Source organism: Pseudomonas sivasensis, assembly GCF_052938085.1.
In genome coordinates, this window is sequence record NZ_CP176442.1 from 2,076,459 (window position 1) to 2,102,589 (window position 26,131).

A 26,131-nucleotide genomic window follows, 5' to 3' on the forward strand; every position below is an offset into this window, starting at 1 on the left:
CCCTCAAGGACCCACCTCCATGCGCTCAAAACCTGCACGCCGCCAAAGCGGTTTCACCCTGTTGGAAATGCTCGCCGTGATCGTACTGCTGGGCATCGTCGCGACCATCGTGGTGCGCCAGGTCGGCGGTAACGTCGATAAGGGCAAATACGGCGCGGGCAAGGCGCAACTGGCCAGCCTTTCGATGAAAATCGAAAGCTACGGGCTGGATGTCGGCTCACCGCCCAAGACCTTGCAGCAACTGGTCGAAAAACCGGGTAACAGCGCCGGTTGGGCCGGGCCGTACGCTAAGCCGTCGGACCTCAAAGACCCGTTTGGACATGCCTTTGGCTATCGCTTTCCTGGCGAGCACGGTGCGTTTGACCTGATCTTCTACGGCCAGGACGGCCAACCCGGCGGCGAAGGCTACAGCGCCGACCTGGGCAACTGGGAATAACCCACGACCATGCCCAACGCCCAACGCGGCTTTACCCTGCTGGAGATGCTGGTGGTGATCGTCTTGATCAGCATCGCGGCCGGGTTGGTCGGTTTTGGCCTACAACAAGGCCTGCGTGCGGCGAAAGAGCGCCAGGCGGTCGGGCAGATCGTCGAGGCGCTGCGCAGCACGCGGGCCCGGGCGATTGTCGGTGGCACCACTGAAAGCACCGTCTTCGATTTGCGCGACTTGAGTTTCCAGGCGCCCGGTCGCCCGAAAAAACACTGGCCCGCCGAGCTACAGGTAACGCTGCACACCGCCGAGCAAGCGGGCTCGGCGTTGGATTTCTATCCTGATGGCAGCTCCACCGGCGGCAACGTGCTGCTGGTCAACGGCAGCCGACGTTGGCGCATCGACATTGGCTGGCTGACCGGTAGCGTCCAGTCCAAGGCCCTGCCATGAAGGACCAGCGCGGTTTTACCCTGTTGGAAATGCTCGCCGCGCTGACGCTGATGGCGATCTGTAGCACGGTGCTGCTGGTCGCCTTCGGCCAGAGCGCGCGCTCGTTGTTGCAGGTAGCCCATAGCGACCGTCTCACCCATGCCGCCTTGAGCGTAATGGATCAGGAGGGCACCGGGCCTCTGGCGAGCGGCACGCGCCAGGGCGAAATGGACGGCATCGCCTGGCAACTGCGCATCGCCCAACAGCCCAGCCGCATCGGCCAGGCGCATTTGTTTCGCCTGGACCTGAGTGTCAGCGAAGGCCCGCGCCAGGCCAGCTTCAGCACCTTGAAACTGCGCGCCGCCGGGGCTGGATTGTGAAGCGGCGCCAGCAGGGCTTTACCCTGCTCGAAATCATGATCGTGCTCAGCCTGCTGGGGGTGCTGCTGACCCTGGTCGGCGGCGCGTTGCTCGGTGCCAATCGCGCGGTACTCAAGGCCCAGCGCTACACGGTCAGCCTGGATGAAATGCGTGCTGCCCAGCAGTTTTTGCGCACCGCCATCAGCGAGGCGTTACCGCTGGATGTGACCGAGGACGACAGCCAGGTCGATGGTTTTTTCGCGGGCGGACCGCAGCGCATGCAGTTTGTGGCGACCTTGCCCGGTGTGCTCGGTGGCGGCATTCAGCGTTTCACCCTGCAACTGACTGGCCCTGAGGCGCAGCGTGATTTGCAGGTGGCGTTTGCGCGGTTTGAGTCCCTGGCGCAGGTCAGCGTGCCGGCGTCACGCAGCGAGCCACAGGTGTTGCTCAAGGGCGTCGAAGACCTGCAATTCAGCTATCGCGGCTTGTCGCCCAAGGGCCAGGCCACCGGCTGGATCAGTGAGTGGCCGTGGACCAAACGCCTGCCCTACGCGGTGCGGATTGCAGCCCGCGTCGACGGCCCGGTGCCGTGGGTGACCCAGGTGGTTGCTTTGCGCCTGAACCTGTCCGGCGGGGCGCCCGAATGATCAAGCACCAACGGGGTGTGGCCCTGCTGCTGGTGCTCTGGGTGCTGGCCTTGCTCAGTTTGTTGCTGGGCGGGCTGGCCGGTTGGGTACAGCTGGAAACGCGCCAGGCCGCGTGGCATCGCCAGCACACCCAGGCCGTGTTGGCGGCGGAGGCGGGCGTGGCGCTGGCGATGCAAGCCGTGGCCGACCCGTTACAGCGCAAACAGTGGATTGCCGACGGGCGTGAAATCCCGCTGGTGTTCGACGACGCCCAACTACACGTGAGCCTGCGCAGCGAGCGCGGCAAGTTGTACCTCAACAGCGCCGAAGTGGGGGATTTTGCCCGCTTGGCCCTGGCCTGCGGCGCCACACAGGCCCAGGCCAAGCAGTTGGCCAGGGACTTGGAAGTGCGCCGCAACCAGGGCCTTGCACCGTTTCGGGTGGTGGAAGAAGTGCGACAACTGCCGGGCATGACCCAGGCCTTGTACAGCGCGCTGGTGCCGGAAATCAGCCTGTGGAGCGGTCTGGATCGGCCCGATCCGGCGTTCGCGAGCCCGTTGATGCGCCGTGCCTTGAACCTGCCGCACCAAAGTGCGGTGGGTGCCGACCCCGGTGATGTGCTGGTGGTCAGCAGCCGCGCCCAACGGCCCGGCGGTTACCACGCCGAGCTGCAAGCCACGGTGTTATTGAGCCCCGCGCAAGGCAGCGCACAACCTTATCGAGTACTACGTTGGCAAGAATGAATGAACATTTAACCGCGCGGCTGCACCTGCTGACGCAGCCGCTCGCCCGGCGCTGGCACGGCAGCCTGCTGCAACAAGGCTGGCGCCTGTGGCTCAAGGAGCTGCGTGGCTGCCTGCCGGGGTGGTTGTTGCCCCATGACATTCCCGAGCACGTCTACCCGTGGCCGATCACTGCGCCTGTGGTAAAGCTCACCGGCGAGGCGTGCCAGGTGTTGTTGCTGGCACCGGACGCCGTGTTGGTGCAGAGCCTGCAATTGCCTGTAGCCGCCGCACGCAACCTGTCCACGGTCGTCGGTTACGAACTGGACCGCTTCACTCCGTTCGACGCCGCCCAGCTGTACTTTGTCGCGCGTCAGGAACGCCGCACGGCCGCCCATCTACAGGTGACGCTGGTGGCGATCCTGCGCGAGCGTCTGGACCAGATCCTCGATGACTGCGCGGCACTCGGCTTGCAACCCCACGCCGTGGACGTATACGACCGCGCGGGCGTGCCCATGGGCATCGACCTGCTGCCGGCGCCGTTGCGTCCGCGCCAGCGCCCGGCGGGCAAGGGCTTGCAGCGCAGTCTGCCGTGGCTGTGCGGCGCCTTACTGATTGCCGCCATGGTGCTGTGGCTCAACGACCGCCAGCGCGTGCTCGACGCCATGCAACAGAGCGTGCGTGCGCAAAAGGCCCAGGTCGCCGAGGTCCAGGCCCTGCGCCAGCAACTGCTCAACACCCGGGGCGCCGCGCAGTACTTGATCCGCCGCAAGGCCGCGCAGCCGCCCTTGGCCGCATTGCTCAATGAACTGACCGCCTGCCTGCCGCCCGACACCTGGATCGACCAGTTGGAAGTCAACGACGGTGCCGACGTGTCCTTCTCCGGGCAAAGCGCCAAGGCCAGTGCCCTGATCACCCGCATCAAGAACTGCCGCAGCCTGGAAAACGCTCAGTTCGAAGGGGTCATCCAACCCGATGCGCAAACCGGCAAGGATCAGTTTTCCTTGCGCGCCCACCTGCACCAGGAGGCCGCCGATGCGCCGACCACTGACACCCCGTGAACGCCGTGGCGCGGCCTTGATCGTCCTCGCGTTGGTGCTCGGCGGCGCGTATTGGCTGTTGATCGACAGCTGGTTCGCCGGCCCGTTGCGCACCCTGGGCGAACAGGCCGAGCAACTGCGCGAACAGCAGCAACGCTACGCCGGCGTGCTGCGCCAGGGCGACAGCTTGCGCCAGCAACTGGAAGAAGCGCGCCAGGACCCGGCCAGCAGCACCAGCCTGTTACCCGGCGATGACCCCAGCGCGGTGGCCGCCGATTTGATGCAGCGCATCGCCGACCTGATCAATAGCCGCGCCGGTCTCGGTGGCGGCTGCAGCCTGACCCAGCGCATGCCCATCACCCCGGAGCAGGACGATGCCGAGCCCTATCGCCAGGTCAAAGTCAGCCTGACCCTCAACTGCGCCATCGAGCCCTTAACCGCGATCCTCCATGAACTGGAGTACCAGCGACCGTTTCTGTTTGTCGATGAAATGAGTATCCGCCGCGCCCCGGACGCACCCGCCAGTGGCGGCGCCGGCAAATTGGTGGTGCACCTGTTGGTGCGTGGCTACCTGCAACCGGCTGCCGCCGCGCAGGTGCGCCGATGATCAGCACCTTGCGTCCCCTGGAGTGGGGCTTGATCGGCGTGGCCGGGCTGTTGGGGCTGCTGATGGCCGGCATCCTCAGCAGCATCGGCGATGCGCCCCAGTGGTTGCCGCCGCCCGCGCCCGACACACGCGCCAATGCCGCCACCAAGGTGCTGGTGGCCCCGAGCGCAACCCTGGACAGCCTGGCCGGCACCTGGCAGGCACCGTTGTTCAGCCCCGACCGCAGCCCCGACCGCGCGGTGGGCCAAGGCGCTGTCTCCAGCCTGTCGAGCCTCACGCTGACCGGCATCGTCCTCGACGGTGACCTGCGCGTGGCGCTGCTCAAGCGCGCCGACGGCCCACCGTTGAAAGTCCACCAGGACCAGACCCTGCCCAATGGCTGGCGCCTGGAGCACCTGACCCCCCGCGACGCCCGTTTCGTACTCGACGGCCGCAGCCAAACCCTGAGCCTGCGGGCCCTGCGTTTGCCGCCGCCGTCCAGCACACCGCCGATTACCCTTCCTCGCGAGTCCACCCCTTGATCGATACCTTCCCTGGCGCCTTGCGCACCACCGCATTTTGCCTGGCCACCGCCGTCGCCCTCGGTGGCTGCGGGACATTCCCCGACCACCTCGACCCGGACGAGGCCCTGCTGCACGAAGCAATGCAGGGCACCGGCTCGCAACGTCCGCCCGTGGACCCGGCCAGCGAACAGGCGCCGGTCGACAGCGGCCAGCCCCAGGCAAAAACGCCGCCCCAGCGCCAACTGATTCGCGGCAACCAACAGTTTGTGCGGCAACCGGTTGCGGCACCGTCTGCTAAGGAGGAGGGCGGCGGCGACATCGTGTTCAACTTTGCCGACCAGCCGATTGAAGCGGTGATCAACAGCGTGATGGGCGATCTGCTGCACGAGAACTACAGCATCGCTCAGGGCGTGAAGGGCAACGTCAGCTTCTCCACCTCCAAACCGGTGAACAAGCAGCAGGCGTTGTCGATTCTGGAAACCCTGCTGTCCTGGACCGACAACGCGATGATCAAGCAGGGCAGTCGTTATGTGATCCTGCCGGCGAATCAGGCGGTGGCGGGAAAACTGGTCCCCGAAATGCGCGTGTCGCAACCGTCCAGTGGCCTGTCGGCGCGGTTGTTTCCGCTGCGCTATATCTCCGCCACCGAAATGCAGAAACTGCTCAAGCCGTTCGCCCGCGAAAATGCCTTCCTGCTGGTGGACCCGGCGCGCAATGTGCTGAGCCTGGCCGGCACCCCCGAAGAACTGGCCAATTACCAGGACACCATCGACACCTTTGACGTGGACTGGCTCAAGGGCATGTCGGTGGGCGTGTTCGGCCTGCAACGCGCGTCGGTGGCCGAACTGATGCCCGAACTGCAAAAGATGTTCGGCCCCGACAGCGGCATGCCCCTGGCGGGCATGGTGCGCTTTCTGCCTATCGAGCGGACTAACTCGGTGGTGGCGATTTCGTCGCAGCCGCAGTACCTCAGTGAAGTCGGCGACTGGATCCACACCATCGACGAAGGCGGCGGCAACGAGCCGCAGATGTATGTGTATGACGTGCGCAACATGAAGGCCACCGACCTGGCCAAGTACCTGCGGCAGATCTACGGCACAGGCGCGATCAAGGACGATACCCCGGCCAAAGTCGCCCCCGGTTTGCGCACGGCAACATTGTCGTCGCCGGGCACCAACAGTACGTCCGGCAGCACGCCGGGTGGCCTGAGCAACAACCTCAATGGCAACCAACCCGCCGCAGAGGATGAGGAGCAGGAACCCGAAGTCGAGCAGGACACCGCCGAGCAGGGCGCGACCGAAGACGCCCCGGCCAAAAGCCTCGACGCAGGCACCCGGATCACCGCACAAAAAAGCAGTAACCAACTGCTGGTCCGCACCCGGCCGGTGCAGTGGAAAGAGATCGAATCGGCGATCAAACGTCTCGACAATCCACCGCTGCAAGTGCAGATCGAGACGCGCATTCTCGAAGTCAAACTCACCGGTGAACTGGACCTTGGCGTGCAGTGGTACCTGGGGCGCCTGGCGGGCAATTCCACCAGCACCACTGTGGCCAATGCCTCCGGCAGCCAAGGCGCGTTGGGGGGTGGCGGTGCTGGGCTAGGCGCGGATTCGTTGTTCTACTCCTTCGTCAGCACCAACCTGCAAGTGGCGCTGCATGCATTGGAAACCAACGGTCGCACCCAGGTGCTGTCGGCGCCGTCGCTGGTGGTGATGAATAACCAGCCAGCGCAGATTCAGGTGGGGGACAACATTCCCATCAGCCAGACCACGGTTAACACGGGTACCTCGGATACCACCTTGAGCAGTGTTGAATATGTGCAGACCGGGGTGATCCTCGACGTGGTGCCGCGGATCAATCCGGGTGGATTGGTGTACATGGATATTCAGCAGCAGGTCAGTGATGCGCAGGATCAGGCGTCGACTAACAGCGACACGCCGACTAATCCGCGTATTTCCACGCGGTCGGTGTCCACCCAAGTGGCGGTGCAGAGTGGGCAGACGGTGTTGCTGGGCGGGTTGATCAAGCAGGACAACGCCGAGTCGGTGAGTGCGGTGCCTTACCTTGGAAAGATCCCGGGGTTGCGGTGGTTGTTTGGGAATACGAGCAAGTCCAAGGATCGGACGGAGTTGATTGTGTTGATTACGCCTAGGGTGATTACCAGCAGTAGTCAGGCGCGGCAAGTGACGGATGATTATCGGCAGCAGATGCAGTTGTTGCGGCCGGCTCGGTAGGTCTGGGTATGTGGTTGATGTGGGGCTTGCTTCGGATCTGCGGGTTGTTGGTGTACATATCCGTTATTCAGGCAACGGCGGCTTATGGTTCCGCTCTTACAGCGGGTCACTTTTGTAAAGGCCGGAATTCCGGCCAGCGTGGTTGACGGGGCGATTCCAGATCAAAAGCAAGGCCGCGGCGGCCTTAGAGCCGACCGCATTCCAAATGTGGGAGGGGCGGTGCGACGATTCGACTTGCTCCCGATTGCAGTGGTTCAGTTACAGCTCTGTTGGCTGACACACCGCCATCGGGAGCAAGCCCCCTCCCACAGTTTGATCTCCGTAGACCAGACAGATACCTAGGCTCGGTGTGCCCGTAATCCGACATTGATTTGGGGGGCCGCCGCCACGCGCCATCCATGGCGCAGGGCGGCTAAACCGGCATCCCTGCCGATTTAGCCCCCAAATCAACATCGAATTCTGGCCCGCGTGGTTGACGGGGCGACTCCAGATCAAAAGCAAGGCCGCGGCGGCCTTAGAGCCGACCGGGTTCCAAATGTGGGAGGGGGCTTGCTCCCGATTGCAGTGGTTCAGTTACAACTCTGTTGGCTGACACACCGCCATCGGGAGCAAGCCCCCTCCCACAGTTTGATCTCCGTAGACCAGACAGATACCTAGGCTCGGTGTGCCCGTAATCCAACATTGATTTTTTGGGGGGGGGCCGCCGCCACGCGCCATCCATGGCGCAGGGCGGCTAAACCGGCATCCCTGCCGATTTAGCCCCCAAATCAACATCGAATTCTGGCCCGCGTGGTTGACGGGGCGACTCCAGATCAAAAGCAAGGCCGCGGCGGCCTTAGAGCCGACCGGGTTCCAAATGTGGGAGGGGGCTTGCTCCCGATTGCAGTGGTTCAGTTACAACTCTGTTGGCTGACACACCGCCATCGGGAGCAAGCCCCCTCCCACAGTTTGATCTCCGTAGACTAGACAGATACCTAGGCTCGGTGTGCCCGTAATCCAACATTGATTTTTTGGGGGGGGCCGCCGCCACGCGCCATCCATGGCGCAGGGCGGCTAAACCGGCATCACTGCCGGTTTAGCCCCCAAATCAACATCGAATTCCGGCCAGCGTGGTTGACGGGGCGACTCCAGATCAAAAGCAAGGCCGCGGCGGCCTTAGAGCCGACCGGGTTCTTAAGCCGAACGCATTCCAAATGTGGGAGGGGCGGTGCGACGATTCGACTTGCTCCCGATTGCAGTGGTTCAGTTACAGCTCTGTTGGCTGACATACCGCCATCGGGAGCAAGCCCCTCCCACAGTTTGATCTCCGTAGACCAGACAGACAGATACCTAGGCTCGGTGTGCCCGTAATCCGACATTGATTTTGGGGGGGCCGCCGCCACGCGCCATCCATGGCGCAGGGCGGCTAAACCGGCATCCCTGCCGGTTTAGCCCCCAAATCAACATCGAATTCTGGCCAGCGTGGTTGACGGGGCGATTCCAGATCAAAAGCAAGGCCGCGGCGGCCTTAGAGCCGACCGCATTCCAAATGTGGGAGGGGGCTTGCTCCCGATTGCAGTGGTTCAGTTACAGCTATGTTGGCTGACATACCGCCATCGGGAGCAAGCCCCCTCCCACAGTTTGATCTCCATAGATCAGACAGATAGGTCCTAGCCTACTGTTCTGCTTTTGATCTGCTTTTGATCTGCTTTTGATCTTTATCTTAGGCGCCCCGTCAAACACGCTGGCCGCACACCGAGCCTAGGCGAGGTGCCGAGTGTTGGGGCAAGAGTCCTTGGTTACTTTGGGATGGGCTGGTATTCCGGCTCTTTTCCAAAGTGACCCGCCGTAAGGGCGAAACCAATAACCCGCCGTTACTCCAACAACGGATATCCCCCAATCCACCTAACCCCCGCACCCAAAAAAACATCATTATTATGAATAAAGTAATTAATAAATAATGAAATTAGAGAATATTAGCTTATATCAAAACAGCATTATATTTTCAAAACCCATTCCGTTATGTTTGATCGCAACAGCCTACCCCTGACCTCGGATGGTACCCAGCGTAATCAAGATTCTGCGCGCCATAACCGGGTGATCATCCCCCGCAGCAGAATCGTTGGAAGTGAGTTCAACGTATGTTGCCAATTCAATCCCCGCAGTCGCCCTAACCCCAAATCGCCGCAATAGCCCCAAAAAACCGAGCACCGCGCATCGCCGCGTGACTGCCCGACTTCGCGATTTGGAAATACAGGCACGCCTATGAAGCAAACGTCAAAACCCACCGCCATCCTGGCCCTGGCAATTCTGGCCAACACCGCCCATGCCCAGGACGACAGCACTCTGTCCACCGTGGTGGTCACCGGTAACCGTGGTGCCGAGCAGCGCACGGTCACCAGCAGTCCGGTGCCGATCGATGTGGTCAGCGCCAAGCAACTGCAAAGCACCGGCAAGCCGGGTTTGATGGAGGCGTTGAGTGCGGTGATCCCATCGCTGACCCTGCCGGAAAAAACCGGTTGGGACGCCAGCGGCATTGCCCGCGCGCCGAACCTGCGGGGTATGAGCGCCGCCGAAGTGCTGGTGCTGGTCAATGGCAAGCGCCGCCACACCGCCGCGACGCTGAATATCAACGGCATCAGCACCGGCGCCGCCCCGGCAGACCTGGACCTGATCCCCATCAGCGCCATCGACCATGTGGAAGTGTTGCGTGACGGCGCCGCTGCCCAGTACGGCTCCGATGCCATCGCCGGGGTCATCAACGTGATCCTCAAGGCCGACACCAGCGGCACTTCGGTGACCAATGCCGGCCTTGGCTATGACGGTAAAAAACAGACCGTGCAACAAAGCCTCAACAAAGGCTTTGAGATCGGCAACGGCGGCATCGTGCAGCTGGCGCTGGATGCACGCAGCCAGAACGATGACAACAAGGCCAGCGCCAACGGCTACACCTACGCACAGGCCTATGAGCAAGCCGGCCGTTCCACTTATGGCGGCTACGGCACGCCGAAGACCAACTTGCTGACCCTGGGCTACAACGCCGAGTTGCCTATCGACGACGATTTCAGCCTGTATTCCTTCACCACCTATTCACGGCGCAAGGCCGAGCAGGGGCAGAATTTCCGCCTGCCGACCATCACCAACACCATCACCACCGGGCCTAACGGTTACCCCGGTGGCTACACGCCGACCTGGTACATCGATGAGGACGATTTCCAGGCTGCATTCGGCGGCAAGGGCACCGTCGGCGAGTGGGACTGGGATTTGTCCACCACCTACGGGCGCAACGAAGCGGAGCAGGGCACCACCCATAACCAGAACCCGTCTTTGGGCGAGGCCACGCCGAACAGCTTCACCTCCGGCACTTGGATCAGCACCGAGCTGACCACCAACCTCGACTTCAAGCGCGGCTTCGATATCGGCCTGCAAAAGCCGCTCGACCTGAGTTACGGCTTCGAGCATCGGCGCGATACCTATGAGGTGCAGGCCGGTGATTACGAGTCTTATGCCAACGGCGGTTACTGCGTAGCCCCAGGCAATTGCGCATCAAGCGGGGCGCAGGTCACCAACGGCATTTCGCCGGATGAAGAAAGCAGCGCCTCGCGCAACAGCCTGGCCAGTTACGTCGATGTGGGCTTCAACCCGGTGCCGGACTGGTACGTGGGCACCGCGTTTCGCTACGAGCATTACAACCAGGGCGTGGGCGCCACCCGCAGCGGCAAGTTGACCACTCGCTACGATTTCACTCCACAGTTCGCCGTGCGCGCCACGGTGAGCAATGGCTTCCGCGCGCCGTCCCTGGCCAACAGCCTGTTCAGTGCGCGTTCCACCACCTATGGCGTGGTGGACGGCGTGTATCAGTCGATCAACTACGGCGTGCTGCCCACCGGTTCGGCGGCTGCCCAAGCCCTGGGCGCCCAGGATTTGAAACCCGAGCGCTCGACCAACTTCAGTCTCGGCTTCACCCTCACGCCCACCGACCGCCTGAGCTTCACCGCCGACGCCTACGTGATCAACCTGCGCGACCGCATCACCTTGACCGGCACTTTGCTGGGCCCGGAAATCACCCAGGTGCTGCAAGGCAACGGCATCACTTCCACCTCCGGCGGCCAGTACTTTATCAACGGTGCCGACACCCGCACCAAAGGCCTCGACCTGGTCGGCAACTACAGCCAGGACCTGGGCCAGTACGGCGCGCTGAAGTGGACCGCAGCGTTCAACTGGAACCAGACCAAAATCCTCAACTACAAGGAGTCCACCACGATCCTCGGCACGTCCTACGACCTGATGGACCGCCAGGCACGCAACCTGATCACCGGCGTACAGCCCAGCACCAAGCTGATCCTGGGCGGTGACTGGAGCATCGATCGCTTCAACCTCAACCTGGCCCTGACCCGCTACGGCTCCTACAAGGAGGTCAATGTGTCCGCCGACCGCAGCCTCGACCGGGTCTACGCGGCCAAATGGATCACCGATCTCGACCTTGGCTACAACCTCACCAAAGACCTCAACGTGGCCATCGGCGCCAAAAACCTGTTCGACGTCTACCCCAAGAAACAAGGCGTGCCCAGCAGCACCATGGTCAGCAGCTACGGCACCTATTCGCCCTACGGATTCACCGGCGGGTACTACTACACCCGCTTGACCTATGCCTTCTAAGGCCGAGGAATAAACCATGCCTATTGTTGCCAAACCCTATGACCTGATTGACCAGCCCCGCGAGGTTCGCCAGGTCCGTGTCTCCCCACCGATCAAAGCCCTGCAAGTGGTGCCTGCCCGGCACCCGTGGCGTTGGGCCGGGTCGATCTTCGCCGCTCTGGTGCTGCTCGCGATCGCCCATTCCCTCGCCACCAACCCGCGGTGGGAGTGGGGTGTGTTCGGCCAGTGGTTCTTCTCGCCGTCGGTGCTGCGCGGGCTTGGGCAGACGTTGTTGCTGACGCTGTTGAGCACGGTGTTCAGCGTGATCCTCGGCACGGCGCTGGCCCTGGCGCGACTGTCCGGCTCGCCGCTTTTGGCGGCCCTGGCCTGGGGCTATATCTGGTTTTTCCGTTCGATGCCGGCGTTGCTGGTGCTGATCATCCTGTACAACTTTGCCTACCTGTATGACCACATTGTGCTCGGCGTGCCGTTCACCAGCGTGGTATTTGCCGAGTGGTCGACGGTGGACGTGCTCAGCCAGTTCACCACGGCGGTTCTCGGTTTGAGCCTGATGCAGGCGGCCTACGCGGCGGAGATCATTCGCGGCGGCCTGATCGGTGTGGACGCCGGTCAGCATGAAGCGGCAGCGGCGCTCGGTTTGCCTGCATCACGCCGCATCTTCCGGATCATCCTGCCCCAGGCATTGCGCTCGATCCTGCCGTCGGGCTTCAACGAGATCATCGGCCTGGTCAAGGGCACGTCCATCGTCTACGTGCTGGCCCTGGCGGAGCTGTTCTACACCGTGCAGGTCATCTACAACCGCACCCAGGCGGTGATCCCGCTGCTGATCGTCGCCACCGTGTGGTACCTGATCATCACCACCGTGCTGACCAGTGCCCAGTATTACGTCGAGCGTCATTTCGCACGGGGAACGGCAAGGGTGCTACCGCCCACGCCGTTGCAGCGCATACGCGGTTGGCTCAAGGAGAAATCCCATGAGTGAAGCGCGCGCAGGACGTATCCAGATCCAGGGCGTGGGCAAGCGCTTTGGCAGCCAGCAGGTGCTCAAGGACATCGACCTGACCATCGACCCCGGCAAGGTCACGGTGATTCTTGGGCCGTCCGGCTCGGGCAAGTCCACCTTGCTGCGCACCATCAACCACCTGGAGAAAATCGACAGCGGGCACATCACCATCGACGGTGAATACGTCGGTTATCGGCGCAAAGGTGACCTGCTGTATGAACTCAAGGAGCGGGAGATTCTCAAGCGCCGCATCGACGTGGGCTTCGTGTTCCAGAACTTCAACCTGTTCCCGCACCTCACCGCTTGGGAAAACGTCGCCGAAGCGCCTTTGGCCCACAAGCGCTGGAGTAAGGCTGAGGCGCAGTCCAAGGCCGCAGAGCTGTTGGCCAAGGTCGGCCTGGCGGACAAGGTCGATGCTTATCCGCGCCAGCTTTCCGGCGGTCAGCAACAGCGCGTCGCCATCGCCCGTGCCCTGGCGCTGGACCCGAAGGTGCTGCTGTTCGACGAGCCCACATCGGCCCTCGACCCCGAGTTGGTGGGGGAAGTCCTCGACGTGATCAAGGGCCTGACCCAACTGGGCGTGACCTTGGTCATCGTCACCCATGAGATCGGCTTTGCCCGTGAAGTGGCCGACCACGTGGTGTTTCTCTGCGACGGCCAACTGATCGAAGAAGGCCAGCCTGAACAGATTTTCCGCCAACCCCGACATCCCCGCACCGTGGCCTTTCTCGGCAAAGTGCTTTAGTTAACGGAGTGACTGCCCATGTTTATCTCTACCGCTCGTATCGGCCTATTGGCGCTTGCCGTCAGCACCGCACAAAGCGCATTTGCTGTGCAACAGGTCGACCTCAGCCCCGACCGCGTGCGCGTTCATGTGCCGCGCAACGAGGCGGCCATCGCGCAGATCCCACCGGGTTTCAAGTTCGCCCAGCCGGGCAAGTTCACCGTGGCCGTGTCCGGCGTGGCCGGACCACCCCTGGCGCTGCTGGCCAGTGACGACAAAACCACCATCGGCAGCGAAGCCGACACCGCGCAACTGGTGGCCGATAGCCTCGGCCTGCAACTCAACGTGGTGCAGACCAGTTGGGAGGATTGGCCCCTGGGCGTCAGCTCGGGCAAGTACGACGCGGTGATCAGCAACGTCACCGTGACTGAGGCGCGCAAGAAGCGTTTCGACTTCGCCACCTATCGCCAGGACGTGCTCGGCTTCTACGTCAAGACCACCAGCAAGATCTCTGAGATCAAACAGGCTGCGGATATTGCTGGGCTGAAGATCATCGTCGGCTCCGGTACCAACCAGGAAAAAGTCCTGCTGGCTTGGAACGAAGCCAATGAAAAGGCCGGCCTCAAACCCGCGCTGTTGCAGTATTTCGACGACCAGGCCGCCGCGCAATTGGCGGTGCAGTCCGGGCGCAGCGATGCGCTGTTCGGGCCTAACTCGGTGTACGCCTATTCGGCGGCGATCACCGGGGGCATCAAGCGCGTCGGCACGGTGAACGGTGGCTGGCCGTTGCAGGCCGACATCGCTGTGACCACGCGCAAGGACAACGGCCTGGTCAAGCCTATCCACACCGCCCTGGAAGGCGCGATTGCCGGCGGCCAATACGAACAGGTGCTGCAACGTTGGGGCCTGGATGTGGAGCGCGTGGACAAGTCGCTGATCAACCCACCGGGCCTGCCGGATTAAGGAGCAATCGACATGGGACTGACACGACGTGAAGCGTTGTCGAGCATAGCGGCGGTAGGCGGCGAAAAAGCCGTCAAGGATGCACTGGCGGCATTAGGTTTGGGGCCGTCGTCGCACCGCCGTCCGCAACCGTTGAAACTCAAGGAAGGCTTGGGGCAAGGCACCCGCGTGCTGGTGTTGGGCGCCGGGATCGCCGGTCTGGTCACCGCCTTGGAGCTGACCCGCGCTGGGTTTGACGTGCAAGTGCTGGAGGCGCGTGAGCGGGTCGGGGGGCGTACCTGGACCCTTCGCCATGGCGACCGCGTGGACTACAAGGATGGCCGCACGCAAACGGCGGCATTCGATCAAGGGCATTACTTCAACGCCGGCCCGGCCCGGATTCCCAGCCAGCACCGCACGATCCTCGACTATTGCAGTGAGCTTGGCGTGCCGTTGGAAGTGCTGGTCAACAGCAGCCATGGCGCCCAGGTAAGGCCCGATGTGCAAAAGCCGGCGTTCAGCGTTGGCCAGGCGATCAATGATGCGCGCGGGCACTTGTCCGGTCTGCTGGCCAAAGCCGTGCAGCGTGATGCCCTTGATGATGTGCTGAGTACTGAGGAACGCGCGCGGTTGCTGGCGTTTTTGCAGGTGTACGGCGACCTGTCCCAAGCGCTGGCCTTTGAGGGCACGATTCGCTCGGGGCACCTTGAGTCTCCTGCCCATCCGGGCGCGTTGCCGGCCAGTCGCAGCCCGTTGTCGCTGGATCAACTGCTGCACCCGGAACTGTGGGGCGCATTGCTGCACACCGAGTTTCCGGAGTTTTCGGCGACCATGTTCCAACCAGTCGGCGGCATGGACCGCATCACCGACGCGTTCTATCAACGGGTGAGTGATCACGTGCAGTTGGGGGCCGTGGTGCGTCAGATCCGCCAATTGGAGGACGGCGTGGCGGTGACCTATCACGACCAGCACAGTGGCCGCGAACAGGTGGTGCGTGCCGATTACCTGATCTCGACGTTGCCGCTGCCGTTGCTGGCCAAACTCGATACCGACTTCAGTGACCCGATCAAAGCCGCGCTGCTCAGCACCCGCAGCGACCAGGCGACCAAAGTGGCGTGGCAATCCCCGCGCTTCTGGGAAACCGACTACCGCACCTATGGCGGGCTGTCGTGGATCGAACACCCCGCGCGCCTGTTGTGGTACCCGAGCAACGACCTCAATACCCGCGAAGGCCTGCTCGTAGCCGGCTATGTAACCGGCGAGGGCGCCGATGCGTTTGGCGCAAAACCCTTCACCGAGCAATACGCCACGTCCAGAGAAGCGGTTGAGCTGCTGCACCCCGGTTTCTCCAAACACCTGCGTAACCCGCTGGCCGTGACCTGGGAACAGATCCCCTACAGCGAGGGCCCGTGGTTGCAACGCGAACACTTCCCGGCTGACGCAAGCAGCCTGCTCGAAGCCGGCCATGGCCGTGTGTACTTCGCCGGCGACGGCCTGGTGCAAAGCGGCGTGGGCATCTGGCAGGAATCGGCGGCCAACTCGGCGCGGCATGTGATCGCGCAACTGGCCGAACGGGTAACCCAACAACGACAGGTCGCGGCACTCGCCGCCTCTTAAGGAGACACACCATGAGCGACAGCATTCAACGTACCAGCGTCGGCGATTTTCCGATCTCGCAGACCGTCACCGTGCCGGCGTCCGCCAGCCTGATCTTTGTCAGCGGGACCTTGCCGGACGCTGCCGATCCTCAGGTGCCGGGGGTCTATGGAAACACCGAAGCACAGACGGTTTCGGTATTCAACAAACTGCGCAAGGTTCTTCAGCAGCAGGACCTGGATCTGGGCGATATCGTGCAATTGCGGGTGTTTTTGGTGGGGGCTGAAGAGACCGACGGCAAGCTGGATTTTGCCGGGTTGCAGCGTGGGTATACGCAGTTCTTCGGTACGCCGGAGCAGCCGAACAAACCGGCACGGACGGCGTTGCAAGTCGTCGCGCTGCCATTGCCCGGAGCGTTGGTTGAAGTCGAAGCCATCGCTGCCCGCACAGCCTGATACACGCGGTTAAACGTGTGGAAGGGGGCTTGGCCCTTGATGAGGGCGTGTCAGTTGATGCCTCTTTGACTGACCCGCAGCCATCGGGGGCAAGCCCCCTCCCACAGGGTGATCCGTTTTTTGCCAGTCAGTCCTCATGTTCGTTATGGAGAAATCCCTATGTCCACCTCACCCCGGCAACTCAAATTCGGTGCCATCCTCACCGGCGTCGGCACTGCGCAAAACGAATGGCTGCACCCACAAATCCCCGGCGATGCCAGTGTCGATATCGACTGGTACCGTGCCCAGGCGCAACAGGCAGAAGCGGCCAAATTCGATCTGGTCTTCATCGTCGACAGCCCCTACATCACCCCGGATTCCGCGCCGCATTTCCTCAACCGTCTGGAGCCACTGACCCTGCTTTCGGCCATCGCCGGTGCGACGTCGAAGATCGGCCTGGTGGCCACGCTGACCACGTCCTACACCGAACCCTTCAACGTCGCCCGCCAGTTTGCCTCGCTGGACCTGATCAGCAGCGGCCGCGCCGGTTGGAACGTAGTTACCACCGGCCTGGAAGGCGCGGCCGGCAACTTTGGCCGTGAGCAGCATATTGATCACACCGAGCGCTACCGCCGCGCGGCCGAGCACCTGAGCGTGGTGCAGGGGCTGTGGGATTCCTATGAAGACGACGCCTTCGTGCGCGACAAGGCCAGCGGCGTATTCCTCGACCCGCAACGCCAGCATCGCCTCGACCACCACGGCGAGTTTTTCTCAGTGACCGGCCCGTTGAACATCGCGCGTTCAGCCCAGGGCCAGCCGGTGATTTTCCAGGCGGGCATTTCCGAGTCAGGCCGCAGCCTGGCGGCGAATTACGCCGAAGGCATTTTTGCCGGCGTGGGCAATTTCGAAGACGCCCAGGCGTACTACAGCGACATCAAAAAACGGACTGCTGCCGCCGGACGTAACCCTGATCACGTGACCATCCTGCCGGGCATTTCGCCGATCATTGCCGACACCGACGAACAGGCCCAGGCCATCGACCGCGAGCGCAATGGCGAGCTGGACCTGGATAAAGCGCTGGTGCAACTGGGGCGGCCGTTCAACTACCACGACTTCAGCCAATATCCATTGGATGAACCCTTCCCGGAGCTGGGCGACCTGGGCAGCAACGGCTATCGCGGCCATGCCGAAAACATCAAGCAAGTCGCCCGTGATCAGGGCTTGACCCTGCGCCAGGCGGCGTTGCGTTTTGCCAAGCCGTTCTCCAGCTTTGTTGGCTCGCCCAAGACCGTGGCCGACGAGATCGAACGCTGGTTTGTCGAAGGTGCGGTGGATGGTTTCAACATCCACGTGGGCGCACCGGATGACTTCGCGCGGTTTACCGACCAGGTGCTGCCGTTGTTGCGTGAGCGTGGGTTGTTTCGCAGTGAGTACAGCCACAGCACCTTGCGCGGGCATCTAGGGCTGCCGGTGCCGGTGAATCGGCACACGGCTGCACGGAGCGAGGCGGCCTGAGGGTTACCACCATTTCCAGCGGCCCTGTTGTTTCAGGGTCGCGATGATGGCTTCGCGTTTGTGGCGTAGCTCTACCGACTTTTGCCGCAGTTCGCGGCAGCGGTTGCTGTTTAGGATCAGCAGACCGACAAGTGGGCCGAGTAGGGCCAGTGCGTAGAGATAGGTGTTGGGGCGCCACAGGATGGCGGGTAGGGATATCAGCAGGCAGAGGAGGTAAATTGCGACGTTTATCCATACCCAATGGATTCGGCCGTAGAGCACTTCGTATTTGGCCAGGGCGAAAACTGCGGCGACTACCATGCCGCCAATAAAGGATGCGTTAGTGGATGTATGAATAGGAAGTGCAGAAAAATAGGTCATTGCGACCAGCAGCGTTACCAACCCTATTGAAAAGCATCCTGCAATAAGGTCGGCGCCTATTATTGGCATGAAGCGTCTTAGGAGTTTGCGCGGACCTTCGATAAAGAGCTCTGAGTGATAGGCATCTTCTCCTGTCATCCCTTTCCCGTCGTTTATGCTTTTAAGGTTGTTCAGACTGTTGGTTTTTCTTCGCTTATTCACTCGGTCACCTCTTCGTATAGACCGATTGCGAGTGTCTTGACGTTTCCGTTCATTGCACTGCTGGTAAACCCCAATGTTGCTGCCAAGGCATCTCTTATATGGTTGGCGGTGGCTTGTTTCATTTCGGTTGCGCTAATGCGTTTGGACGCCCGACCCGCTGCCTGTTCCAACTTGAGTAGCTGAGTGGTGAGGCGTGGGTCGCGGATTCTGAGCAACTCGTTGTTCAGTTTTGCCCGCTCTTGTCGGGATAGACCGCTAAGGACTTGTCGCAGGTTTTTTCCTGTCACGCGCGTAGCAGTGTTAGCCGCTTTAACCGTTACAAGCGCCGAGCTTGTGACGCCGAGCAACGCCACACCATCCAGGACAGTCATTGCAGCTTCATACCATGCATTGTTGTCCAGTTCATCGTTGAATTGAGGGTTGTAGGCCTCACTGAATGTTCGAACAACACCAGAAAAGCATTGAATTGTGCTCGCAACTGCAGCGGCTTTACCAACGAAGGAAATCACCGCACTTGCTCCGCCAGTGAATGGCATAAACATAACTCCAGTGCCGATAACCACCCAACTCAACACTGCTCCGATACACGTCGCTGTTGTACTCAGCGCCTCTACCATCAATTTTGACTCTCGAGGCTCATGCTCCAACATCCGCTTGAACTCCACGGGCCCCACATATCTCGGCGCTTCCCGCAGCACCACTTTGATCGGCCGCACGCTGCAAATCGCCTGGAACTCCCGCAGTACCACCACGTTGAAATCCCCATCGATATACACCACCCCCGCACCAATCAACGCCGGGTCGGCGTCTATGGCGAAGAACAGCCGTTGCAGGTCGATGCTGCTTTCAATGCGTTGGCGTGTAGTACGGTGGGCTGAGGGGAATCCATCCTTGAACAGAGCGGCCGTCATTCCTTAACTCCTTTTTTTGGGAGCTGAGAGAGTAAATACGCCGCAACTGGGTTGAATGTCGGAAGCTTCGCCATTTACAGTCGGGTACGTCCTGAAGCGATGTTGACGTCTTGTATGCCCGCTCCTGATTGAGGAAAAGTGCGCGCCACGTCACTTCCGGCGGACCACAGGACAAGGAGCCAACATGGCAGTCGACATGTTTTTGAAACTGGGTGACATCAAGGGTGAATCGCAAGACTTGGCCCATCGTGACGAGATCGATATCACCAACTGGGGTTGGGGATTATCGCAAACGGGCTCAATGCATTCCGGCACGGGAGGCGGTTCGGGCAAGGCCGACTTCACCAACCTGAACCTGACCAAACCCCTGGATAAATCCAGCCCCAACCTGATGATGGCGTGCGCCACCGGCAAGCATTACCCCGAAGCCAAATTGGTGGTGCGCAAGGCCGGCGGAACCAGCCCGGTGGAGTATCTGGTGATTACCTTGAAGGAAGTCATGGTGGTGTCGTACAGCACCCGCGCTGACACGGCCGATGATGTTTTGTACGACAGCATCGCCTTGAACTTCGCCACCGTCGACGTCAGCTACCAGCCGCAGAAGGCGGATGGCGCCAAGGACGGTGGGCCGGTGAAGTTTGGCTGGAATATTCGGCAGAACGTCAAAGTCTGATCCTTTGCCGCCAACCCGGTTGTCTACCCGCTCGACGGCAATGCGACGATGGCAGCGTTGGGCACCAAACAGCTCAACCGCCTGTTCCTCAGCCCCATGCCGCTGCGCATCGAACACAATGTGCCCACCTTCGACTGCATGCCGCAGGTGGGCGAGGGCGCTCAGCATGACCCTCTAACCACGAGCCCAGCGGCGCCGCCTGTGCTTAGAGGATGTTCAACGGGTAGCTGACAATCACCCGATGCTCATCACTGTCCCGTTGGGTCGTCACTTCAGTGCGCAACGACGCGTGGCGCAGGGCAATGCTCAGGTTCTTCAACGGCCCCTGCTGGATCACGTAGCTCACCGACAGGTTGCGCTCCCACTCGCTTTTATCCCCTGTGGGCGTGCGGATGTTCGAGCCGCTTTCGTACATGCCCATAAAGTTCAGGCCTGGCACGCCGACCGAGGCGAAGTCATAGCCGTAACGCACCTGCCAGGTGGTTTCCCCGGCGCGCTGGAATTTGCCGATCATCGACTCGGTCATGAAGTAGGCCGTGGAACCGTCACCCTGGTTCAACCACACCGCATCGCTGTCGCCGCTGACCTGCTGCAGGCCGGCGGCAATCGTGTGGCCGTTGACCAGGTAGGTGAATTGGGCGCTGCTCAGGCGGCTGTCGACCTTGCCCTTGGTCACGCCGTCGCCGTAGTAGCCGAAGGTGTAGAACGCCGGGTCGTTGCCGTTGGCGCCGTCGGAACGGTTGTCGAAGTGGCGCAGGTCGGTGCGCAGGGTGCCCGGGCCGATCTGCCAGTCGTACTTGAGGCCCAGGAAGTTCTGTTTGTAGAAGTCCTGCAGGTTGCCGTAGTAGTACTGCAAGGTCAGGTCTTTGGTCGGTTTGTAGTCGACGCCGCCGTAGTAGAACTTGTTGACGAACTCACCGGTACGCGCGTTGTTGGCGCCGGGAATCGACATGCCCATCTGGTCGCTTGAACCACGGCCCTTCACGTGTTCCAACTGGCCGAGGGTGAAGGTGAAATGGTCCAGGTCCTTGGACTGCACCTGCCCGCCATTGAAGGTCTGTTGCAACATGCGGTCGGTGGACATCACCACCGGCAGCATCGGCACCAGAGTGCCGTATTTCAGCTCGGTCTTGGCAAAGCGCGCCTTGGCCGTCAGCCCCAGGCTGCCGAACTCATCCACTGCGCGGCCATCGCTGTCGGTGGGGAACACGTTGCCGTTGAACGCGGTGCTTTGCGGGTTGTAGTGGCGCCCCTTGCCGGAGTCCAGACGCACACCGAACATGCCGATGGCGTCCATGCCGAAGCCCACGGTGCCTTGGGTGTAACCGGACTCGAAGTTGGCGATAAAACCCTGGCCCCATTCCTGGGTGTAGTTGGGGTCGGCGGCGCCGCTGCGGTTGTCGGCGTTGCTGAAGAAGTTGCGGGCCAGCACATTTAGCTTGCTGTCTTCCACCAGGCCTGCGGCGTAGCCCTGCTGGGCGATGATCAGGCCACAGAGGCCGGCGAGTACGGTTGGTGCGCGATTGAAAAGCTCCATTGGTGTCATCCCCATGTGTGATTGGTTTTTTGAGGGCAGTCAAAAGCGGCAGTGAAAGTTTTCTATTTTTTTTCAGGAGCGGGAGCAACGGTGGCCGGCACGACGTGCAGTCGCACCGGCGGTAAGCGGTACAGGATGAACAGGGCGAGCACCCCAATCCCCGCGCACAGCAGCAGGCCCACGCCCACCGATTGGGCCAGCGCATCGCGGGCCAGCTGCAGCCATGGCGTGGCGTCGAGATTGGCGTGCAACAGCACTTGTGGGTCGGCATACAGGGCAATGCCCTCGGCGTGGCCCGCCGCAAGAAACACCCGTTGCAGATGGGTGCTGTAGAGCAGGTTGACCAACACGCCCATGCCGGCAGTGCCGAGCAAACCGCCCACCAGACGCAGGGATTGAGTGAGCGCCGTGGCGATGCCGAGAAACTGCCGTTCGGCCAGGGTCTGGGTGAATACCGTGAGGTTGAGCAGGATGAATCCCAGGCCCAACCCGGCCAGTAGAATCAAGCCAAGCAACTCATTGAACGACGCGCTTCGTCCGACCACTGCCAACCCCAGGCACGCCAGCAGCAACGCGACAAAACCGGCCAGCGGCAACCAGTTTGGGTTGCGCAAACGGGTCACGATGCGGCTGTTGACGATGGCGCCGAGGGTGATGCTCAACGCCAGCGGTGTGATCAACACACCGGCGTCCTGAGGCGAATACCCGTAGGCGCCTTGCAGTAAGAGCGGCAGGTAAAACAGCAGCGAAAACATGATCGCCCCGGCGGCCACCGACAGCGTGAACAGCAGTTGCAGGCTCGGCAGGGTGAACAGCGCGGCCGGCAACAGCGCATGCGGGCAACGCCGCTCCCAGTGCCACAACGCAATGATCGCCGCGATGCACCCCAGACCTAACGCCGCGCTGAGTGCGAGGCTCGAATGCCCCAGCCATTCCACAAACAATTGCAGACTGCCCAACGCCAGCGCGATCAACAGTGCGCCGGGCCAATCCAGACGAATGCTGCTGTGTTGTTGCGGGCGATACCACGGCAGGAAACGCCAGGCAATCAACAGCGCCAGGCAGCCCAACGGTAGGTTGATATAGAACACCGAGCGCCAGCCGAAGGCGCCGGTGAGATAGCCCCCCAGCCCCGGGCCGATGGCATTGACCACGCTGAACAGCGCACTCAACAGCATCTGCCAGCGCAGGCGCTGGCGGGTGTCGGGAAACAGTTCGGGGATACAGGCGAACGCGGTGCCGATCAACATGCCGCCGCCGATGCCCTGCAACGCACGGCCGATCACCAGCACCAGCATGTCGTTGGCCAGGGCGCAGGCCAGGGACGCCAGAGTGAAGATCAACGTGGCGGCCAGTACGAACGGCTTACGCCCGTAGTAATCCCCCAGCCGCCCGAAAATCGGGATGGTGACGATGGACGCCAACAGATAACCAGTGGCGACCCATGCATAGAGTTCAAAGCCGTTGAGCTCGGCCACGATGCTCGGCAACGCGTTGCCGATCACGGTCTGGTCCAGCGCCGAGAGCATCAGCACCAACGAGATGCCAATCATCGCCAGCAAGGCTTGCTTGAAACTCAGGGGAGGGTGGGCCGCCGCGGTCATCGTCGATCCTCAGCGCAACGCGGCAACGGCAGCGGCAATGCGCGCGCAGCCTTGGTCGAGGGTGCTGATGTCGGTAGCAATCGACATGCGAAAGAACGGTGCCAGGCCATAGGCCGTGCCCGCCACTACCGCCACGCCCTGGCTTTCGAGCAGGTACATCACCACTTCGCTGTCGCTGTTGAGGGTTTTACCCTCGGCGGTTTTTTTACCTAGCAGACCGCCGCAGTTCACATACAGATAGAACGCGCCGTCCGGCTTGCGGCAGCTCAGGCCGGGGATTGCATTGAGCAGTTCAAGGCAACGGTCGCGTCGTTGCTGGTACACCTCGACGCTGTGTTTGACGAAGTGTTGGTCGCCGTTGAGCGCTTCCAATGCCGCCGCCTGACTGACTGAGCAGGCGTTACTGGTGGACTGGGATTGCAGGGTCGCCATGGCGCCGATCAGGTCGGCGGGGCCGGCGGCATAACCGATGCGCCAGCCGGTCATGGCGTAAGTCTTGGACACGCCGTTGACCACCAGGGTGCGGTCCTTCAAGGCCGGTTCAATGGCCAGGATGTGTGGGTTGTCCAGACCGTCGAAGCGGATGTGCTCGTAGATGTCATCGGTCATCAGCAGCACCTGCGGATAGTCCAGCAGCACGTCGGCCAGGGCGCGCAGTTCGGCGTGGCTGTAGCTGGCGCCGGTGGGGTTGCTCGGTGAGTTGAGCAGCAGCCAGCGGGTGCGCTCGGTGATCGCTTCGCGCAACTGTGCTGGGGTCAGCTTGAACCCGTTGTGTTCCGGGCAGGCCAGGGTCACCGGCTCGCCTTCGCAGGCCAGGACCATGTCCGGGTACGACACCCAGTAGGGCGCAGGGATCAGCACTTCATCACCGGCGCCTAGGGTGGCGGCGAAGGCGTTGAAGATCGCGCTCTTGGCGCCGCTGGTCACCAGTACATGAGCGGCGGTGTAGCTCAGGCCGTTCTCGCGGGCCAGTTTATCGACGATGGCCTGGCGCAGTTCCGGGGTGCCGGCGTTTTGGGTGTAGCGGGTTTCACCGCGCTCGATGGCCGCGCTGGCGGCTTGGCGGATGTGGGGGGGTGTATCGAAATCCGGTTCGCCCACTACCAGGTTGATGATGGACTGGCCTTGGCGACGCAGCTCGTTGGCGCGGTCGGACGCGGCGCTGCTGGGCGATGGTTTGATGCGTTGCACACGGGCGGCGATGCGGGAGGCGGTCACGGGCGTTCCTCGATGATGGCGTTGATGGCGTCACAGTACGAGGGCCGGGCGAGGGGGCCATAAGACGAGTTTGTTCTGGGTTGATAGGCAGTGCTTATGGCTGGGCTTGCACCAAGCAGGTGCGTCCAGTCCTGGCTGCTCCGAGCGGGTGCTTTGGGTGGGGGATCAGGAGCAACCATAGCAAAGCCTTATGGCTGGTTATGCGGGTGGCCTGTCTTTTGCAAACCTGCCAGGTGTACACAAATCCAAATGTGGGAGGGGGCTTGCTCCCGAAAGCAGTGTGCCAGTCACAGATGCATCCACTGACACTGCTATCGGGAGCAAGCCCCCTCCCACATTTAAGGCATCACTTGTCCCTTACATGAGCACCGCCATTTTGAACCTGCGTCGATTGAAGTATTTCGTAAAACTGGTCGACATCGGCAGCATGACCCAGGCCGCTGATGTGTTGCATGTGGCGCAACCGGCGTTGAGTCAGCAACTGGCAACCCTGGAAGCCGAGTTGCAACAACAATTGCTGATCCGCACCAAGCGCGGCGTGACGCCGACTGAGGCGGGCAAGGTGTTGTATGGCCATGCGCAAATTATCCTGCGCCAGTGCGAACAGGCTCAGAGCGATATCAATGCCACCGGCCATGCCTTGTCCGGGCAGGTGTCGGTGGGGCTGGCGCCGGGGACGGCGGCGTCGACGTTGTCGCTGCCGTTGCTGCGCACCGTGCGCGAACGTCACCCCGGCATTCTGCTGTACCTCAATGAAAACTTCGGCACCACGTTGAGCGAACTGATCATGAACGGCCGCATGGACATGGCCGTGCTTTACGGCGGGCGGGAGGTGCATGGTTTGAGTTTTGTCTCGCTGCTGCGCGAGCCGCTGTACCTGGTGAGTGCCGACCCGGCCATTGCCAGTCGCGAAGACATCCCGCTGGCCGAGTTGGCCGACATGGACATGCTGTTGCCGCGCCCCTACAACGTCATGCGTCGGATGGTGGACGAAGCCTTCCTGCGTATCGGCCTGGGTGTGCGGGTAGTGGCCGAGATTGAATCGTCCACCACGCTCACCGCCGCCGTGGCCGACCACTTCGGTTCGACCATCCTGCCTGAGTCGTCGGCGCGGGTCATGGCCGCGGACCCTTCGGTGCATATGTGCCGCATCGTCGAGCCCGAGGTGGAGGCGCCGTTGGCGTTGTGCCTGTCCGGGCATTTGCCGTTGTCCGTGCCGGCCCAGGCGGTCAAGGCGATTCTGCTGGAGCTGGTGGCGCAGATGCGTGGCAGCGCCGTGTGAGGCGTCATAAGGTCGGCTTATCACCCCAAAGCCAAAGCGTCTTGGCCGCGTTTCGAGGGGCTCGGTAGATTGGGCTCATCCACTCAAGACACGCTCGACAGGCAGGGGCCATACATGGATTCAGCACGTATCAAGGGGTTGATGGATTTGCTGGCCGAATCCGATCTGCTGGAACTGAGCCTCACCGAAGGCGACAGCACGCTGCGGCTGTTCAAGCAGGCGGGGCAGGGGACTACCAGCGTTGCACCCACCGTGGTCGCAGCCCCCAAAGCTGCACCGGCTGCCAGCGCCGTTGAAGTCAAAGCCAGCCTTTATGGCGTGCTGCACCTGACGCCCGCCGTCGGTGAGCCGCCCTTTGTGACCGTGGGGCAAAGCATCGAGGCCGGCCAGACCGTGGCGGTGATCGAGGCGATGAAGATGTTCCACCCGGTAAAGGCCAAGGTGGCGGGCCAGGTGGTTGAGATCCTGGTCGAGGCCGGGGTTGAAGTCGACGCCGGCCAGTCGCTGTTCCGGCTCGGTTGACCCTTACGCGTATTCGTTATTCAG

The 26,131-nt window shown here is 62.0% G+C and carries 24 protein-coding genes; 19 read left to right on the forward strand and 5 right to left on the reverse strand.

The window, feature by feature from the left end; genetic code table 11:
- Window positions 1-19 precede the first annotated feature (19 nt).
- From gspG to ACKZ62_RS09860, 16 genes are all read left to right on the forward strand, one after another.
- On the forward strand, window positions 20-436 hold the full coding sequence (gene gspG, locus ACKZ62_RS09785; RefSeq protein ID WP_095185610.1) for a type II secretion system major pseudopilin GspG: 417 nt from the start codon (window positions 20-22) through the stop codon (window positions 434-436).
- Between the two features lie 9 nt (window positions 437-445).
- A complete protein-coding gene (locus ACKZ62_RS09790) occupies window positions 446-877 on the forward strand; it encodes a prepilin-type N-terminal cleavage/methylation domain-containing protein (protein ID WP_447096593.1) in 432 nt (143 codons plus the stop codon).
- Window positions 874-1,236, forward strand: a complete 363-nt coding sequence (locus ACKZ62_RS09795; RefSeq protein ID WP_032887240.1) for a prepilin-type N-terminal cleavage/methylation domain-containing protein — start codon at window positions 874-876, stop codon at window positions 1,234-1,236. The genes ACKZ62_RS09790 and ACKZ62_RS09795 overlap by 4 nt, the downstream gene beginning before the upstream one ends.
- Window positions 1,233-1,862, forward strand: coding sequence for a prepilin-type N-terminal cleavage/methylation domain-containing protein (locus ACKZ62_RS09800; protein WP_032887241.1), 630 nt, complete (start codon window positions 1,233-1,235; stop codon window positions 1,860-1,862). Before ACKZ62_RS09795 ends, ACKZ62_RS09800 begins: the two co-directional genes overlap by 4 nt.
- Complete coding sequence (locus ACKZ62_RS09805; RefSeq protein WP_032887242.1) at window positions 1,859-2,584, forward strand: hypothetical protein; 726 nt, start codon at window positions 1,859-1,861, stop codon at window positions 2,582-2,584. The genes ACKZ62_RS09800 and ACKZ62_RS09805 overlap by 4 nt, the downstream gene beginning before the upstream one ends.
- Window positions 2,581-3,624, forward strand: coding sequence for a PilN domain-containing protein (locus ACKZ62_RS09810; protein ID WP_447096594.1), 1,044 nt, complete (start codon window positions 2,581-2,583; stop codon window positions 3,622-3,624). The genes ACKZ62_RS09805 and ACKZ62_RS09810 overlap by 4 nt, the downstream gene beginning before the upstream one ends.
- Complete coding sequence (gspM, locus tag ACKZ62_RS09815; RefSeq protein WP_095185613.1) at window positions 3,599-4,210, forward strand: type II secretion system protein GspM; 612 nt, start codon at window positions 3,599-3,601, stop codon at window positions 4,208-4,210. Before ACKZ62_RS09810 ends, gspM begins: the two co-directional genes overlap by 26 nt.
- Entirely contained in the window at window positions 4,207-4,731 is a 525-nt protein-coding gene (locus ACKZ62_RS09820) for a general secretion pathway protein GspN (protein WP_122764692.1), read from the forward strand. The genes gspM and ACKZ62_RS09820 overlap by 4 nt, the downstream gene beginning before the upstream one ends.
- Window positions 4,728-6,947 carry a type II secretion system secretin GspD gene (gspD, locus tag ACKZ62_RS09825; RefSeq protein ID WP_032887247.1) on the forward strand — a complete coding sequence of 740 codons (2,220 nt, stop codon included), beginning with the start codon at window positions 4,728-4,730 and terminating at the stop codon, window positions 6,945-6,947. Before ACKZ62_RS09820 ends, gspD begins: the two co-directional genes overlap by 4 nt.
- Window positions 6,948-9,191: 2,244 nt before the next feature.
- Window positions 9,192-11,585: a TonB-dependent receptor plug domain-containing protein gene (locus ACKZ62_RS09830; protein WP_447096595.1), complete on the forward strand. Its 2,394-nt coding sequence runs from the start codon at window positions 9,192-9,194 to the stop codon at window positions 11,583-11,585.
- A 16-nt stretch (window positions 11,586-11,601) separates the two neighbouring features.
- The gene (locus tag ACKZ62_RS09835; protein WP_447096596.1) at window positions 11,602-12,567 is read left to right on the forward strand and encodes an amino acid ABC transporter permease; all 966 of its coding nucleotides are present in this window, start codon (window positions 11,602-11,604) and stop codon (window positions 12,565-12,567) included.
- On the forward strand, window positions 12,560-13,333 hold the full coding sequence (locus ACKZ62_RS09840; protein WP_447096597.1) for an amino acid ABC transporter ATP-binding protein: 774 nt from the start codon (window positions 12,560-12,562) through the stop codon (window positions 13,331-13,333). Before ACKZ62_RS09835 ends, ACKZ62_RS09840 begins: the two co-directional genes overlap by 8 nt.
- Before the next feature lie 18 nt (window positions 13,334-13,351).
- Entirely contained in the window at window positions 13,352-14,275 is a 924-nt protein-coding gene (locus ACKZ62_RS09845) for an ABC transporter substrate-binding protein (protein ID WP_032887252.1), read from the forward strand.
- 12 nt (window positions 14,276-14,287) lie between these two features.
- Window positions 14,288-15,871 (forward strand): flavin monoamine oxidase family protein, encoded by a 1,584-nt coding sequence (locus ACKZ62_RS09850; RefSeq protein WP_447096598.1) that lies wholly within the window; start codon window positions 14,288-14,290, stop codon window positions 15,869-15,871.
- An 11-nt stretch (window positions 15,872-15,882) separates the two neighbouring features.
- Window positions 15,883-16,305, forward strand: a complete 423-nt coding sequence (locus tag ACKZ62_RS09855; protein ID WP_339484066.1) for a RidA family protein — start codon at window positions 15,883-15,885, stop codon at window positions 16,303-16,305.
- 159 nt (window positions 16,306-16,464) lie between these two features.
- On the forward strand, window positions 16,465-17,799 hold the full coding sequence (locus ACKZ62_RS09860) for an LLM class flavin-dependent oxidoreductase (RefSeq protein WP_032887257.1): 1,335 nt from the start codon (window positions 16,465-16,467) through the stop codon (window positions 17,797-17,799).
- Window positions 17,800-17,802: 3 nt separating this feature from the next.
- On the opposite strand, the gene ACKZ62_RS09865 is transcribed toward ACKZ62_RS09860, so the two are convergent.
- Window positions 17,803-18,360, reverse strand: a complete 558-nt coding sequence (locus tag ACKZ62_RS09865; RefSeq protein ID WP_447096599.1) for a hypothetical protein — start codon at window positions 18,358-18,360, stop codon at window positions 17,803-17,805.
- Window positions 18,357-19,271: an Ssp4 family T6SS effector gene (locus tag ACKZ62_RS09870; RefSeq protein WP_447096600.1), complete on the reverse strand. Its 915-nt coding sequence runs from the start codon at window positions 19,269-19,271 to the stop codon at window positions 18,357-18,359. Before ACKZ62_RS09870 ends, ACKZ62_RS09865 begins: the two co-directional genes overlap by 4 nt.
- Window positions 19,272-19,455: 184 nt before the next feature.
- On the opposite strand from ACKZ62_RS09870, the gene ACKZ62_RS09875 reads away from it, so the two are divergent.
- Window positions 19,456-19,944 (forward strand): Hcp family type VI secretion system effector, encoded by a 489-nt coding sequence (locus ACKZ62_RS09875; protein ID WP_032887259.1) that lies wholly within the window; start codon window positions 19,456-19,458, stop codon window positions 19,942-19,944.
- Between the two features lie 205 nt (window positions 19,945-20,149).
- Here the strand turns inward: ACKZ62_RS09875 and ACKZ62_RS09880 are convergent, their stop codons facing one another.
- The 3 genes from ACKZ62_RS09880 to ACKZ62_RS09890 form a co-directional block, all read right to left on the reverse strand.
- A complete protein-coding gene (locus tag ACKZ62_RS09880) occupies window positions 20,150-21,481 on the reverse strand; it encodes an OprD family porin (RefSeq protein ID WP_447096601.1) in 1,332 nt (443 codons plus the stop codon).
- A gap of 62 nt (window positions 21,482-21,543) precedes the next feature.
- Window positions 21,544-23,085, reverse strand: coding sequence for an MFS transporter (locus ACKZ62_RS09885; protein ID WP_032887261.1), 1,542 nt, complete (start codon window positions 23,083-23,085; stop codon window positions 21,544-21,546).
- A gap of 9 nt (window positions 23,086-23,094) precedes the next feature.
- The gene (locus ACKZ62_RS09890; protein ID WP_099600910.1) at window positions 23,095-24,303 is read right to left on the reverse strand and encodes an aspartate transaminase; all 1,209 of its coding nucleotides are present in this window, start codon (window positions 24,301-24,303) and stop codon (window positions 23,095-23,097) included.
- A 376-nt stretch (window positions 24,304-24,679) separates the two neighbouring features.
- Between ACKZ62_RS09890 and nac the strand changes: the two genes are divergently transcribed.
- On the forward strand, window positions 24,680-25,585 hold the full coding sequence (gene nac, locus ACKZ62_RS09895; RefSeq protein WP_032887298.1) for a nitrogen assimilation transcriptional regulator NAC: 906 nt from the start codon (window positions 24,680-24,682) through the stop codon (window positions 25,583-25,585).
- A 114-nt stretch (window positions 25,586-25,699) separates the two neighbouring features.
- Window positions 25,700-26,107: an acetyl-CoA carboxylase biotin carboxyl carrier protein gene (locus tag ACKZ62_RS09900; protein ID WP_032887263.1), complete on the forward strand. Its 408-nt coding sequence runs from the start codon at window positions 25,700-25,702 to the stop codon at window positions 26,105-26,107.
- Window positions 26,108-26,131: the final 24 nt, after the last annotated feature.

Coding starts and splice junctions, on each gene's coding strand:
- gspG (WP_095185610.1), top strand. CDS start 20: ATGCGCTCAAAACCTGCACGCCGCCAAAGCGGTTTCACCCTGTTGGAA.
- ACKZ62_RS09790 (WP_447096593.1), top strand. CDS start 446: ATGCCCAACGCCCAACGCGGCTTTACCCTGCTGGAGATGCTGGTGGTG.
- ACKZ62_RS09795 (WP_032887240.1), top strand. CDS start 874: ATGAAGGACCAGCGCGGTTTTACCCTGTTGGAAATGCTCGCCGCGCTG.
- ACKZ62_RS09805 (WP_032887242.1), top strand. CDS start 1,859: ATGATCAAGCACCAACGGGGTGTGGCCCTGCTGCTGGTGCTCTGGGTG.
- ACKZ62_RS09810 (WP_447096594.1), top strand. CDS start 2,581: ATGAATGAACATTTAACCGCGCGGCTGCACCTGCTGACGCAGCCGCTC.
- gspM (WP_095185613.1), top strand. CDS start 3,599: ATGCGCCGACCACTGACACCCCGTGAACGCCGTGGCGCGGCCTTGATC.
- ACKZ62_RS09820 (WP_122764692.1), top strand. CDS start 4,207: ATGATCAGCACCTTGCGTCCCCTGGAGTGGGGCTTGATCGGCGTGGCC.
- ACKZ62_RS09830 (WP_447096595.1), top strand. CDS start 9,192: ATGAAGCAAACGTCAAAACCCACCGCCATCCTGGCCCTGGCAATTCTG.
- ACKZ62_RS09835 (WP_447096596.1), top strand. CDS start 11,602: ATGCCTATTGTTGCCAAACCCTATGACCTGATTGACCAGCCCCGCGAG.
- ACKZ62_RS09840 (WP_447096597.1), top strand. CDS start 12,560: ATGAGTGAAGCGCGCGCAGGACGTATCCAGATCCAGGGCGTGGGCAAG.
- ACKZ62_RS09845 (WP_032887252.1), top strand. CDS start 13,352: ATGTTTATCTCTACCGCTCGTATCGGCCTATTGGCGCTTGCCGTCAGC.
- ACKZ62_RS09850 (WP_447096598.1), top strand. CDS start 14,288: ATGGGACTGACACGACGTGAAGCGTTGTCGAGCATAGCGGCGGTAGGC.
- ACKZ62_RS09855 (WP_339484066.1), top strand. CDS start 15,883: ATGAGCGACAGCATTCAACGTACCAGCGTCGGCGATTTTCCGATCTCG.
- ACKZ62_RS09860 (WP_032887257.1), top strand. CDS start 16,465: ATGTCCACCTCACCCCGGCAACTCAAATTCGGTGCCATCCTCACCGGC.
- ACKZ62_RS09870 (WP_447096600.1), bottom strand. CDS start 19,271: ATGACGGCCGCTCTGTTCAAGGATGGATTCCCCTCAGCCCACCGTACT.
- ACKZ62_RS09875 (WP_032887259.1), top strand. CDS start 19,456: ATGGCAGTCGACATGTTTTTGAAACTGGGTGACATCAAGGGTGAATCG.
- ACKZ62_RS09880 (WP_447096601.1), bottom strand. CDS start 21,481: ATGGAGCTTTTCAATCGCGCACCAACCGTACTCGCCGGCCTCTGTGGC.
- ACKZ62_RS09885 (WP_032887261.1), bottom strand. CDS start 23,085: ATGACCGCGGCGGCCCACCCTCCCCTGAGTTTCAAGCAAGCCTTGCTG.
- ACKZ62_RS09900 (WP_032887263.1), top strand. CDS start 25,700: ATGGATTCAGCACGTATCAAGGGGTTGATGGATTTGCTGGCCGAATCC.